Genomic DNA, 12,684 nt, shown 5'->3' on the forward strand with positions numbered 1-12,684 from the left:
CGAATGCTGCGGCTGGAGGCCCGAACGACAGCGCGTGTGGAGGGTTGGCCTTCGGCGCAAGAACGGGGTGATGGAGCGCTTAACGGTCGCGCCCCGACCGAAGTACAACCCGGCCTCAGATCGCCCCGCTGAACGTGTCGCACACCGCCGGATCGCCGCTCTCCAGTCCCCGCCGCAGCCACGCCTGCCGCTGCGCCGACGTGCCGTGCGTAAAGCTTTCCGGCACCACGCGGCCCTGCGCCTCGCGCTGGAGCGTATCGTCGCCGATGGCTTGCGCCGCGCGCATGCCCTCCTCGATATCGCCTTGCTCCAGCCGGCTGCGGTTCTGCCCCGCCCAGACGCCGGCATAGCAATCCGCCTGCAACTCCAGCCGCACCGACAGTTCGTTGCCCTCCGCCTCGCTCGCCCGCGACTGCGCGCGGCGGACCTGTTCGGATGCGCCGGTCAGCGTCTGGATGTGATGGCCGAATTCATGCGCGACGACATAATATTGGGCGAAGTCGCCGGCCGCACGGAATTTCTGCTCCAGTTCCTGGAAGAAGCTGGTGTCGATATACACGCCCTGGTCGGACGGGCAGTAGAACGGCCCCATCGCCGACATCGCCGCGCCGCAGCCCGACATGCCGCGGCCGCCGTAGAACACCAGCTTGGGCGCCTGGAACCGCTCCCCCGACTGGGCGAACAATTGCTCCCACGTATTCTCGGCCGAGGAGAAGGCGTTGCAGGTCGATCGCGTCGCCGCATCGACGGAGCAAGCCGCCGCCGCACCCGTGCCGCCGCCGGCCCCGCTGCGCTGCGTCTGAGTCGTGGGCGCCTGACCGCCGCCGGTGAGCAGCCCTCCGATATTGCCGAGCCCACCGAACACCGCGAAGATCAGCAGCACCACGACGATCCCGCCGCAACCGAAGCGGCTGCCGATCAGCGGCAGCAGGCCGAGCAGTAAGCCGCCACCGCCACCGCCACCACCGAAGCTTTGGCCTCGCTGGTCCTCGACGTTGATGTCATTATCGAAATCGTCGAGCCGCATCGCGGTGCCCTTATCGTTACCGATCCGGCATGAATGCGCGAAGGGCGAGCGCGGTTGCAAGCGCGCCGTCTTGATCGCGTCACGCTCGCGGCGCATGAGGGCGCGCGATGGCTGATGCCGATCCCCGCCCGAGGCGCCGCGCCGCTGCGCTGCCGCTCCCGGAAACCGTCGCGCTGGTGTTGCAGGGCGGCGGTGCGCTCGGCAGCTACCAGGCGGGCGTGATCGAGGGCCTGTCCGCCGCGGCGATCGAACCCGACTGGGTGGCGGGTATCTCGATCGGCGCGGTCAATGCCGCGATCGTCGCCGGCAACCCGCCAGAGCGGCGGATCGAGCGGCTGCGCGCCTTCTGGGATCAGGTGACGAGTTGGCTGCCGAGCTTCCCGATCCTGCCCGAGGATCGCGTGCGCGAGGCGGTGCACGAATGGTCGGCTGGGTTCGTCGCACTCTCCGGCGTGCCCGGCTTCTTCGGCCCGCGCTTCGTGCCGCCGATGCTGGCGCAGCCGGGGACGTGCGAGGCACTGAGCTTCTATGACACCACGCCGCTGCGCGCGACGCTCGACGCGCTGATCGACTGGGATCTGGCGAATGAAGGCCCGGTGCGGCTGTCGGTCGGCGCGGTGGACGTGGAGAGCGGCAATTTCCGCTATTTCGACACCGTCGAGGAGCGGCTCGACGCCAGGCACGTGATGGCTTCGGGCGCGCTGCCGCCGGGCCTGCCGCCGGTCGAGATCGACGGGCGCTGGTATTGGGACGGGGGCCTCGTCTCCAACACGCCGTTGCAGCATGTGCTCGATCACCAGCGCGAGGGCATGATCGTCTTCCAGGTCGATCTGTTCCCCGCCGCCGCCAAGCGCCCGCGGACGATCACGGACGTGGCCGCGCGCGAAAAGGAGATCCGCTATTCCAGCCGGACGCGGCAGGTGACCGATCAGCTGATGCGGCTCCGCAAGGAACGCGAGTTGATCCGCAAGGTGCTGGCGAAAGTTGCGCCGGAGCTGCGAAAAGATCCGGATGTCGTCGCATTGGCGGCGCTCGCCGCGGAGAAGCCGGTCAGCCTCGTCCATCTGATCCACCGCGCCAGGGCGTGGCAGGGCGGCGCGCGCGATTACGAATTCTCGACCCGCACGATGCGCGATCATTGGGATGCGGGCCATGCGGCGATTGCGGCGACGATGGAGAATGCGGAGCTTGTCGCCGAGAATATCCTCACCGGCCGCACCGCGGCGTTCGACCTCGCACGATAGGAGATCCGCCATGTTCCTGAAGGGCAAGACCGCGCTCGTCACCGGCTCCACCTCCGGCATCGGCCTTGCTTACGCCAAGGCCTTCGCCGCCGAGGGCGCGGCGGTGATGATCAACGGCTTCGGCGATGCGGACGCGATCGAGCAGGAGCGCGCGGCGCTGGCCGCGGCGAGCGGGGCGGCGGCGCTGTACGACGAAGCGGACATGACCAGGCCCGAGGCGATTGCCGCGATGGTGGCGCGCTGCCATGCGGAGCTCGGCGGGCCGGACATCGTCGTCAACAATGCCGGGATCCAGCATGTCGCGCCGATCGTCGATTTCCCGCCCGAGAAATGGGACGCGATCCTCGCCATCAACCTGACCAGCGCGTTCCACATGATGCGCGCCGCCGTGCCGCACATGCGCGCGGGCAAATGGGGGCGGATCATCTCCACCGCCTCGGCACACAGCCTGGTCGCCAGCCCCAACAAATCCGCTTATGTCGCCGCCAAGCATGGGCTGATCGGGCTTTCTAAGGCGGTGGCGCTGGAAACGGCGGCGGACGGCATCACCGTCAATTGCATCTCGCCCGGCTATGTCTGGACGCCGTTGGTCGAAAACCAGATCCCCGACACGATGAAGGCGCGCGGGTTGACGCGCGATCAGGTGATCGACGATGTGCTGCTCGCCGCGCAGCCGACCAAGGAATTCGTGACCCCCGAACAGGTCGCCGCCTTCGCGGTGTTCCTGTGCCGTGACGAAGCGGCGTCGATCACCGGCGCCAACCTTTCGATGGATGGCGGCTGGACCGCCGCCTGACCGCGGGTTAGCCCTGGCTCAACGAGAGACGAGGGTCGAGGGCATGAAGCAGGCGCTCGCCGCACTGATGGCGGCGGCAATGCTGGCGAGTTGCGGAGGTGGGCGCGAGGCGCCCGCGCCGGAGCGCGGGGTCGCGAACAGCGACTGGCGCCGCGTCGCGACCGCCGCTGATCGCAATCGGCTGCGACGCTGGCGTACTGCCTGGTTGGACGCTGTAGGCCGTGCCCGGGCGAGCGGGGCCGAGGGCGAGATCGATGCGCAGGGCGTGCTGTTCGACCCGGACATCGTTATGGCGGAAGCCGTTCCACCGCCTGGGGACTATCGCTGCCGAGTCTTCAAGCTCGGTGCCAAGGATCCGGGAATGCGCGATTATGTTGCCTATACGGCCTTCCCGTGCCGAATCGAGGACGATGGCGAGGTCGCGCGCTTCCACAAGACGGGCGGGTCGCAGCGGCCCATGGGGCTGATCTTCTCCGACCGGTCGGGTCGCGCCGTGTTCCTGGGCACGTTGATAGTTGGAGACGAGACGCGGGTGCTCGACTATGGTCGCGACGCAACGCGGGACATGGCCGGCTTCGTCGATCGCATCGGCGACCGCCGCTGGCGGCTCGCACTCCCACTGCCGGCGTTCGAATCAACGCTAGATGTCATCGAGATCGTCCCGGCCGGGGCCGGGAGATAGCGTCAGTTCACCGTTGCGGGAGCATTCGTGGCGATCACGGGCGTTGCCTCAAGCGACGGAAGATACTCCTTTCCGTGCCGGTCGATCACCGTCACTTGTGTCGCATTGGCATCGGCGAGCGCCTTGAGGAACGAGCGCGGCTTCTTCATCAATTTGGGGAAGTCGAGCTTCGTCAGCCCCGCCCGCCGCGCCGCCTCCTGTACGAAATGAACACAGTTGCGGGTGTTCATACGGTAGGTGCCATCGCCCTTCTTCTCGTCCCATTCATCCACCAGTTGCAGGATGCTGGCATATTGCACGTCGGTGAGGACGAGCGAGAATTGCGCATCGCTGCCGTCCATGTAGCTGCGCTTGGCAATGTCGATCCGCCCGGGCACCGGACCGAATAGAATGGCTGGGGAAATTGCCTTGGGCGTGAAGCCGTAGTTGAGATTGACCGGCTCGCCGCCGGCATCCGGCGTTCCGCGCAAGGTGAAGAAGGCGTGCGGGAAATGGTTGCCGAATTCATGGCTCCAAAAGGTGATGGTCACCGCGGCATGCGCGGGCAGTGCGGCTAGCGAAAGCAGCAGCGCGGCGATCGTGGCGAACAGGCGCGTCATGGCGAGAGTTGTGTCACCGCGCGCGCGTCGGCTCAAGCCTTTGCGATGACGTAACATGCGGAAATGCCCGCCGGGGGCGAACCACCGACGGGCATCCTTCCTCCCCAGGAACTTGGTGGCGGGTGGCGGTAGGGCAAAGCCGCGCCACGAGAGGGCGCCGCTGGCGGCGGCGCCGTCGCAGCACTACGCCGCGAACTGGTTCATCGTGTTGTGGGCACCGCCGGCTTTCAGCGCCGCCTCACCGGCAAAATACTCCTTGTGATCATCGCCAATGTCTGACCCGCTCATGTTCTGGTGCTTGACGCAGGCGATCCCCTCGCGGATCTCCTTGCGCTGCACGCCTTTGACGTAGCCGAGCATGCTTGCCTCGCCGAAATATTCCTTTGCGAGATTGTCGGTCGACAGCGCCGCGGTGTGATAAGTCGGCAGGGTGATCAGATGGTGGAAGATGCCGGCGCGCGCCGCGGCGTCCTTCTGGAAGGTGCGGATCTTCTCGTCCGCCTCCGCCGCCAGTGCGCTGTCGTCATAGTCCACGCTCATCAGCTTGGCACGATCGTAAGCCGACACGTCCTTGCCTGCTTCCGCCCAGGCGTCGAACACCTGCTGGCGGAAGTTGAGCGTCCAGTTGAAGCTGGGGGAGTTGTTGTACACCAGCTTGGCGTTGGGGATCACCTCGCGGATGCGGTCGACCATACCGGCGATCTGCTCGATGTGCGGCTTCTCGGTCTCAATCCACAACAGGTCGGCACCGTTCTGGAGCGACGTGATGCAATCGAGCACGCAGCGGTCCGCGCCCGTTCCTTCGCGGAACTGGAACAGGTTGGACGGCAGGCGCTTGGGACGCATCAGCTTGCCGTCGCGCTCGATCACCACGTCGCCTCGCAGCGACGACAGGTCCGTCACCTCCTCGCAATCGAGGAAGGCGTTATACTGGTCGCCGATGTCGCCGGCCTCCTTGGAGAAGGCGATCTGCTTGGTAAGGCCGGCACCGAGCGAGTCGGTACGCGTGACGATGATCCCGTCATCAACGCCCAGTTCGAGGAAAGCGTAGCGGCAGGCGCGGACCTTAGCGAGGAAGTCCTCGTGCGGGACGGTGACCTTGCCGTCCTGGTGGCCGCACTGCTTTTCATCGCTGACCTGATTTTCGATCTGGAGCGCGCACGCGCCGGCCTCGATCATCTTCTTCGCCAGCAGATACGTCGCCTCCGCATTGCCGAAGCCGGCGTCGATGTCGGCGATGATCGGCACGACGTGCGTCTCGTAATTATCGATGGCGTGAAGCAAGCGCTGCGCCTCGATCTCATTGCCCGCCGCGCGTGCGGCATCGAGATTGCGGAACATCATGCCGAGTTCGCGGGCGTCGGCCTGCTTGAGGAACGTGTAGAGTTCCTCGATCAGCGCGGGGACGCTCGTCTTCTCGTGCATCGACTGGTCGGGAAGGGGGCCGAACTCGCTGCGCAGCGCCGCGACCATCCAGCCCGAGAGATAGAGGTACCGCCCTTTGGTGGTGCCGAAATGCTTCTTGATCGAGATGAGCTTCTGCTGGCCGATGAAGCCGTGCCAGCAGCCGAGCGACTGGGTATATTCCGCCGGGTTCGCGTCATAAGCGGCCATGTCGCGGCGCATGATGCCGGCGGTGTAGCGCGCAATGTCGATGCCGCTGCGGAAGCGGTTCTGGAGACGCATCCGCGCCACCGCTTCCGGATCGATGCCGTCCCAGGTGCCGTTGTAGCTGGCGACCAGCTGGCCGATCTGATTGAACTGTTCCTGGTAGGTCATCGTGATTCCTGTCGCGGATGGAGGCGTGCGGGATCGATCAGCCGAGGCGGCCGAGGCGGTGGTAGAGGTTCGAGAATTTGGCCGAGCGGGGATCGTCGGCGATCTTTTTGATGTGCTCGCCGATGGCTTCTTTCATCAGGCCGAAGTCTTCGGTGGAGAAGACGGCGCGGCTGCGCTGCGGGGTGTCGTTCATCACCAGCTCCTTTGTCGAGATGCTTACAACTGAGACTGTAAAAACCGCATTGGCGGACAAATCACAACGCGTGCAGGCATGGCTTTGGTGTAAGCGGGTGCGTTCGCGGCGGAACAGGATTGTCATTCTGTAAACAACTTGACAGACTGCGCCGATGGCAGAGCGCAAGTTGATGGCGGGACATGTGATGCGGCGGCTGCGGCGGCAGCAGGCGCTGAGCCAGGCGGCGATGGCGGAAATGCTGGGGATCAGCCCCAGCTACCTCAATCTCGTAGAGCGTAACCAGCGGCCGGTGTCGGCGACGTTGCTGGTTAAGCTCGCGGAAACATTCGATTTTGATCCGCGGGCGCTGACGGCGGCGGAGCCGGGTGGGGGGCGGGAGGCGATCCGGCGGCGGCTGGCGGACCCGATGTTCGCGGATTTAGAGATTGATCGCAACGAGTTAGAGGAATGGCTCGCGGCCGCTCCGGGCGGGGCGGAGGCGTTTGCGCGGGCGTTCGATCGGATCGGACAGGCGACGACGGCGGCGCCGGCGGGCGATCCGGTCGGGCTGGTGCGGGCAGAAATCGCACGCTGGCGGAACCATTTCGGCGACCTGGATGCCGCCGCCGAGACACTGGCGGACCAATTGCGGCTGGGCGCGGGCGACCTTTACGGCGCGATTTCCGAACGCCTGCGGGTGAAGCACAGCATCGCGATCCGCATCCTGCCGGTCGACGTGATGCCCGATGTGCTGCGCCGGCTAGACCTGCACGCGCGCCAGTTGCAGTTATCCGAACTGCTCGATCCGGCGAGCCGCACGTTTGCCACCGCGTTCCAACTGGCGCTGATCGAGGCGCGGAGCGAGATCGATGCGCTGGTTAGCGGCGCCGGGTTCGGGCAGATCGCCGCGGATCGGCTCTACCGGCGGCACCTTGCCAGCTATTTCGCCGCCGCGGTGATGATGCCGTATGCGCGATTCCTGCGGGCGTGCGAGGCGACGGGGTATGACATCGAGCTGCTGCAACGCCGCTTCGGCGCCGGGTTCGAGCATGTCGCGCATCGGCTGACGACGCTGCAGCGGGTGGGCGCGCGCGGGCTGCCGTTCTTCATGATCCGTATCGATCGCGCGGGGCAGGCCTCCAAGCGCTATGCCGGGGCGAGCGGGGCGGCGCTGGTGGAGGCGGAGGGGCGCTGCCCGTTGTGGAACCTGCACGGTGCGTTCGATCGGCCGGGGCATTTGGCGGTGCAACTGGTGGAGCTGGAGGATGGCGGGCGCTGGCTGACGATGGCGCGCACGGTGACCCCGCAGGGGCAGCGTTATGGGCTGGTGTCGGCGGAGTTCGCGGTGGCGATCGGGGTGGCGGCCGAGCATGCGGGTACGCTGGCGGCGGCGCGTGGCTTCGATCTGGCGGGAACGGCGATGCCGATCGGGTTGGGATGCCGGCAGTGTTTGCGTAGCGATTGCCCGCAGCGGGCGGCGGCACCGGCCGGGCGGGCGCTGGTGATCAACGAGCGGGAGCGGCGGGTGACGGCGCTGACCTTTGCGGGGGATTGAGGAGTGGGCGCCATCAATCCACCGTTCGTGCTGCGTCGACGCACGTGTCACAGCCGGTGCCGTTTGAGACACGCCCTTCGACAGGCTCAGGGCGAACGGATCGATGGGGTGCGTCAGCGCCGCGCTAAGCCGCCTTTACCGCCTGGCCGACCTCCAGCGCTTCGCCGCGGGTGATAATGACCTTGTCGCCGAGCTTCGCGACGCCGAACAGCTTCTTGGCGAAGGGCAGGGGGACGCCGATGCAGCCGTGGGTCATATAGCCTTCCGCCACGGGGCTGGCGTGGACGGCGATGCCGTCGTTGGTGAGGCGCAGCATGTATGGCATCGGCGCATCGTAGATGTTGGAAACGTGATCGGCGTCCTTTTCCGTGATCGGATAAACGCCAAGCGGCGTAGGCTTGGCATCGGCGCCGTAGAGGACCGCCGCCGCGCCGATTTCATGCCCGTCGCGGAACACGCTGAGCACTTGCGCTGCGAGATCGACGGTGATGACGAGATTACCCTTCGCCGGGGCGGCGCTTTCGTCCCAATGGTGTTCGCCCATCTTCATCGGGCCGTCGATCGGGAGGATCGATTTGATCGTGTAGCTCGCCTCTTGCGTGGGGGGCTTGGACGCGGGGGCGGGGGTGTGCGCCCTGGCGGGTGGCACCGGCTGGCTGGCGAGGACGCGCGGGGGCGGCGGCGGCCGGGTCGCGGCGAAGGCGACCGATCCGGCGGCGATCGCGAGCGACAGCAGCACGAGGCGGACGGGGGAAAGCATGTCAGGCGTGTAGCATAGAGGGATTGCCGGGGGCTGATGTGATTTGGTTAATGGTGGGTGGGTGTTTTGCGGTAAGGCTCGCTCCGGGGAATTGGCCATCCTCGAGGGAGAGCGTGACAGGACCGATAGCTTCGTCATCCCGGGCTTGATCCGGGATCCATGGCTCCGCGAATGCTGCGGCCGAAGGCGCGAAGGACAGCGCCTGTGGAACGTTGGATCCCGGATCAAGTCCGGGATGACGGTGGTGGGTAGGTGCGGTTCGCTTGTTGTTGCTCTCTTCGTCATGCCGGGCCCTTCGACGCCGCCTGCGGCGTCGCTCAGGACAGGCTTGCCCGGCATCCAGGGTTGCGCGTACCTCAAGTTTGAAAGCTCGCAGGCGGCTGGGCCCCGGCACAGGGCCGGGTGGCAACGTGTTCGGGGTGAGGCCATAGCCTCAAGCGCCGGCGTTGGTCAGGCGGTCTAGCTGGTCGCTCGTCAGCTTCAGCTCCATCGCCGGGAGCAGTTCTTCCAGCTGCTTCACGCTGGTTGCGCTGGCGATGGGGGCGGTGACGCCTTCCTGGGCGATCAGCCAGGCGAGGGCGATCTGGGCCAGGGTGGCGCTGGTTTCCTCGGCGACGGTGTCGAGCGCGTCGAGGACGGGCTTGCCCTTGCCGGCAAGCAATTCGCCCATGCGACCGCCGCGGACGCTCTTCGACAGATCGTCCTGGTCGCGATACTTGCCGGTGAGGAAGCCGCTGGCGAGCCCATAGTAAGGCACCACGCCGACATTCTGTTCGACGCAATAATCCTGAAGCTCGCCTTCGAACTTGTGGCGGCTGACGAGGTTATATTCGGGCTGGAGCACGTCATAGCGCGGCAGGCCGGCGGCGCGGGCCGCTTCGTTGGCGGATTTCAGGCGCGCGGCGTGGAAGTTCGATGCGCCGAGCACGCGCACCTTGCCGGCCTGGACCAGTTTGGCAAACGCCTCCAGCACCGCTTCCTGCGGCACGGCTTCATCGTCCTGATGCGCGAAATAGAGGTCGATGCGGTCGGTGCCGAGCCGCTTGAGCGAGGCTTCGCAGGCAGCAGCGATGCGCGCGGGCGCGAGCTTGTCGCCGCCTTCACCGGGGAGCATGCCGACCTTCGTGGCAATCAGCACGTCGTCGCGCTTGCCCGAGGTCTGGAGCCATTCGCCGATCATCGTTTCGGACTCGCCGCCCTGATGGCCGGGCACCCAGGCGGAATAGACGTCGGCGGTGTCGATCATCGTGCCGCCGCCGGCGACGAAGGCGTCGAGCACGGGGAAGCTGGCGTCACGATCAGCCGTCCACCCGAACACGTTGCCGCCGAGCACTAGCGGCGCGATCTGGAGATCGGACGAGCCAAGCCGGATCTTCATGGCTGTTCGCCCTCTTCTTCCGTCAGGTTGTCAAGCGCGACGCTATTCGCCTCAAGCATCATTGCCGCTTCGTTGAGCTGACGCTCCTCATCGGCGGTCACCGCACCAGGTGGCGCCGGATCGCTGGAACAAGCGGTGGCGAACAACAACAAGGGGAGCGCAGCCTGCGCTCCCCGGATCGTCAGCCGCATCAGCGCTTCATCGCATTGCCGGCGTCGGTCAGTGCTTCGCCGGTCGCCCGCGAGGCATCATCGGCGGCATTCGACAGCACGTCGCCGCTGCGTTCCGCGCCACGCTCGATGTTCTCACCGGCGCGATCGATCGTTGCCTCGGCCGAGCCGAGCGCCTCGTCGGTCGCAGCATCGACATCGTCCGTCGCGTTGGTCGTCGTCGCGCTGACGTCCGCACCGACGGCATTCGCCGCCTCCGCGCTCTCGTTCTGCGCATTGGGGCTGCACGCGGCGAGCACGGCTGCGGTGGCGAGACCGGTGGCAATGGCGAAGAACTTCATCAACTCTCTCCCTGTCGTTTACCCGAGCCGCACGCGCGGCACCCCGCTCCAACGTAACGAACAGGCTTTGGGTCCGTAACGATCGATCGTGGCTGACGCGCGCCCATGGTCCAGATGCTCGTTTGACGAGATATAAAGATATCTTTATGTCTGAATTTGTGACCCAGGCGTTAGAAACCTTCCGTGCTCTCGCCGATTCGTCGCGGCTTCGCATCCTGCGGCTTTTACGGTCAATGGAGCTTTCCGTTGGCGAGCTCGCGCTGGTGCTGGGGCAAAGCCAGCCGCGCGTCAGCCGCCATGTGAAGATCCTGTGTGACGCGGGACTGACGGAGCGGCGCAAGGAGGGTAGCTGGGTATTCGTGGCGCTCGGCGCGACGCGCCTGGTAGCGCCGGTGCTAATTGCCATCGATGCGCTGGACGGCGAAGGCGCGGATGCCGAGGGCGCGACCGATGCGGCGCGACTGGCGGCAGTGCGTGCCGACCGGGCATCGTCGGCATCGCAATGGTTCGAGGCGCATGCCAGCGAGTGGGACGCGATCCGGTCGCTGCATATCGCCGAGAGCGAGGTCGAGGCCGCGATGCAGCGGCTGCTTGGCGAGGCCCCGCTGGGGCGGCTGGTCGATATCGGCACGGGCACGGGGCGGATGATCGAGCTGTTCGCGCCGCGTGCCCGAACCGCGCTGGGGATCGATCGCAGTTCGGAGATGCTGCGTATCGCGCGTGCCAAGATCGGCGAGCACGGGCTGGCCAATACCGAATTGCGGCAGGCAGACCTCTATTCGCTGCCGCTGGGCGATGGTGCGGCGGACGTGGCGATCGTCCATCATGTGCTGCATTATGCGCAGCAGCCGGGCGCGGCGATCGTCGAGGCGGCGCGAGTGTTGGCGCCGGGCGGGCGGCTGGTGATCGCGGACTTCGCGCCGCACGATCGCGAGGATTTGCGCGCGCAGGATGCACATACGCGGCTTGGCTTTTCGGATGCGCAGATCGAGGGCTGGTTCGCAACCGCGGGGCTGGCGGCGGAGCGGATCGAGACGCTGGAAGGCGGCGAATTGACGGTGAAGATCTGGCTGGGGCGTAAGCCGGCCGCGACATTGCATGAGGTGAAGGCGGCATGACCCTATCGATCAACCAGCTCGAGGAAGCGCGCCGCGCGCTCGAGGCGCCGCTGTTCGCCGATGTGGCCGGCGACGTGGACGTGAGCTTCGAGTTCTTTCCGCCCAAGTCCGAGGCGATGGAGAAGACCTTGTGGGATTCGATGGCGACGCTGGCGCCGCTGGGGCCGCGCTTCGTTTCCGTGACCTATGGTGCGGGCGGATCGACGCGCGAGCGGACGCACGCCACGGTGGCGCGGATCGCGCGCGAGACGAACATCCCGGCGGCGGCGCATTTGACCTGCGTCGAGGCGACCAAGGCCGAGATCGATGCGGTGGCGGAGGAATATTGGGCGGCGGGCGTTCGGCACATCGTCGCGCTGCGCGGCGATCCGCCGACGGTCGGCGCGCGTTATGCTGCGCATCCGGGCGGCTATGAGAATGCCGCCGCTTTAGTGGAGGGGCTGCGGCGGCTGCACCCGTTCGAGATTTCGGTTGCCTGCTATCCCGAATGCCATCCGGATTCGGGCGATGCGGCGATCGACCTCGATAACCTGAAGCGCAAGATGGATGCGGGCGCGACGCGGGCGATCAGCCAGTTCTTCTTCTCGCCCGATGTGTTCTTCCGCTATCGCGATGCCGTGGCCGCCGCGGGGATCGATGCGGAGATCGTGCCGGGGATCATGCCGGTGAGCAATTTCGCGGCCGTGCAACGCATGTCGAAGATGTGCGGGACCGATGTGCCGGCTTGGATGGGGCGGCTGTTTACCGGGTTGGACGATTTGCCGGGGGCGCGGCAATTGGTGTCGGCGACCTTGGCGGCGGAGCTGTGTCGCAAGCTGTATGCGGGTGGGGTGAAGCAGTTTCACTTCTATACGCTCAATCGGGCGGAGCTGAGCTTTGCGATCTGTCACCTGTTGGGGGTGCGGGCGACGCCTGAGGTGGCGCTGGCGGCGGCTTGAGGCTTTTGGGTGTGATGGTTTGATCCCGCCGTTCGTGCTGAGCTTGTCGAAGCACGGGCCACCGGCGCGGCGCTGCTTGGCACGCCCTTCGACGGGCTCAGGGCAAACGGGAAGGGCGGGTC

General features: G+C 66.4%; 14 protein-coding genes. 6 read left to right on the forward strand and 8 right to left on the reverse strand.

All coding sequences use genetic code 11. From position 1 onward, the window contains the following. Nucleotides 1-115: 115 nt before the first annotated feature. The gene (gene ypfJ / locus SPHI_RS05315; RefSeq protein ID WP_076743956.1) at nucleotides 116-1,027 is read right to left on the reverse strand and encodes a KPN_02809 family neutral zinc metallopeptidase; all 912 of its coding nucleotides are present in this window, start codon (nucleotides 1,025-1,027) and stop codon (nucleotides 116-118) included. A gap of 107 nt (nucleotides 1,028-1,134) precedes the next feature. On the opposite strand from ypfJ, the gene SPHI_RS05320 reads away from it, so the two are divergent. The 3 genes from SPHI_RS05320 to SPHI_RS05330 are packed head-to-tail and all read left to right on the forward strand — an operon-like array spanning nucleotide 1,135 to nucleotide 3,749. Then, on the forward strand, nucleotides 1,135-2,271 hold the full coding sequence (locus SPHI_RS05320) for a DUF3734 domain-containing protein (RefSeq protein WP_076743844.1): 1,137 nt from the start codon (nucleotides 1,135-1,137) through the stop codon (nucleotides 2,269-2,271). A gap of 10 nt (nucleotides 2,272-2,281) precedes the next feature. Continuing rightward, a complete protein-coding gene (locus tag SPHI_RS05325) occupies nucleotides 2,282-3,067 on the forward strand; it encodes a 3-hydroxybutyrate dehydrogenase (protein ID WP_076743845.1) in 786 nt (261 codons plus the stop codon). 43 nt (nucleotides 3,068-3,110) lie between these two features. After that, nucleotides 3,111-3,749 carry a DUF4893 domain-containing protein gene (locus SPHI_RS05330; RefSeq protein ID WP_233130700.1) on the forward strand — a complete coding sequence of 213 codons (639 nt, stop codon included), beginning with the start codon at nucleotides 3,111-3,113 and terminating at the stop codon, nucleotides 3,747-3,749. A 2-nt stretch (nucleotides 3,750-3,751) separates the two neighbouring features. On the opposite strand, the gene SPHI_RS05335 is transcribed toward SPHI_RS05330, so the two are convergent. From SPHI_RS05335 to SPHI_RS15085, 3 genes are all read right to left on the reverse strand, one after another. After that, complete coding sequence (locus SPHI_RS05335; RefSeq protein WP_076743846.1) at nucleotides 3,752-4,348, reverse strand: hypothetical protein; 597 nt, start codon at nucleotides 4,346-4,348, stop codon at nucleotides 3,752-3,754. A 183-nt stretch (nucleotides 4,349-4,531) separates the two neighbouring features. After that, nucleotides 4,532-6,127, reverse strand: coding sequence for an isocitrate lyase (locus tag SPHI_RS05340; protein WP_076743847.1), 1,596 nt, complete (start codon nucleotides 6,125-6,127; stop codon nucleotides 4,532-4,534). Nucleotides 6,128-6,164: 37 nt separating this feature from the next. After that, nucleotides 6,165-6,320 (reverse strand): hypothetical protein, encoded by a 156-nt coding sequence (locus SPHI_RS15085; RefSeq protein WP_198927816.1) that lies wholly within the window; start codon nucleotides 6,318-6,320, stop codon nucleotides 6,165-6,167. A 154-nt stretch (nucleotides 6,321-6,474) separates the two neighbouring features. Between SPHI_RS15085 and SPHI_RS05345 the strand changes: the two genes are divergently transcribed. Then, a complete protein-coding gene (locus SPHI_RS05345) occupies nucleotides 6,475-7,857 on the forward strand; it encodes a helix-turn-helix domain-containing protein (protein ID WP_076743848.1) in 1,383 nt (460 codons plus the stop codon). A gap of 124 nt (nucleotides 7,858-7,981) precedes the next feature. Here the strand turns inward: SPHI_RS05345 and SPHI_RS05350 are convergent, their stop codons facing one another. The 4 genes from SPHI_RS05350 to SPHI_RS05365 all read right to left on the reverse strand — a co-directional run bounded on the left by SPHI_RS05350 (nucleotide 7,982) and on the right by SPHI_RS05365 (nucleotide 10,506). Continuing rightward, nucleotides 7,982-8,617 (reverse strand): L,D-transpeptidase family protein, encoded by a 636-nt coding sequence (locus SPHI_RS05350; protein ID WP_076743849.1) that lies wholly within the window; start codon nucleotides 8,615-8,617, stop codon nucleotides 7,982-7,984. Between the two features lie 433 nt (nucleotides 8,618-9,050). After that, a complete protein-coding gene (locus tag SPHI_RS05355) occupies nucleotides 9,051-9,995 on the reverse strand; it encodes an aldo/keto reductase (RefSeq protein ID WP_076743850.1) in 945 nt (314 codons plus the stop codon). After that, the gene (locus tag SPHI_RS05360) at nucleotides 9,992-10,186 is read right to left on the reverse strand and encodes a hypothetical protein (protein WP_076743851.1); all 195 of its coding nucleotides are present in this window, start codon (nucleotides 10,184-10,186) and stop codon (nucleotides 9,992-9,994) included. Before SPHI_RS05360 ends, SPHI_RS05355 begins: the two co-directional genes overlap by 4 nt. Continuing rightward, entirely contained in the window at nucleotides 10,186-10,506 is a 321-nt protein-coding gene (locus SPHI_RS05365) for a hypothetical protein (protein ID WP_076743852.1), read from the reverse strand. Before SPHI_RS05365 ends, SPHI_RS05360 begins: the two co-directional genes overlap by 1 nt. Nucleotides 10,507-10,664: 158 nt before the next feature. Between SPHI_RS05365 and SPHI_RS05370 the strand changes: the two genes are divergently transcribed. After that, complete coding sequence (locus tag SPHI_RS05370) at nucleotides 10,665-11,624, forward strand: ArsR/SmtB family transcription factor (RefSeq protein ID WP_076743958.1); 960 nt, start codon at nucleotides 10,665-10,667, stop codon at nucleotides 11,622-11,624. Next, nucleotides 11,621-12,562, forward strand: coding sequence for a methylenetetrahydrofolate reductase [NAD(P)H] (gene metF / locus SPHI_RS05375; protein WP_076743853.1), 942 nt, complete (start codon nucleotides 11,621-11,623; stop codon nucleotides 12,560-12,562). The genes SPHI_RS05370 and metF overlap by 4 nt, the downstream gene beginning before the upstream one ends. Nucleotides 12,563-12,684: the final 122 nt, after the last annotated feature.

Origin of the sequence: Sphingomonas jeddahensis (assembly GCF_001981525.1) — a bacterium.
Taxonomy (GTDB): domain Bacteria; phylum Pseudomonadota; class Alphaproteobacteria; order Sphingomonadales; family Sphingomonadaceae; genus Sphingomonas; species Sphingomonas jeddahensis.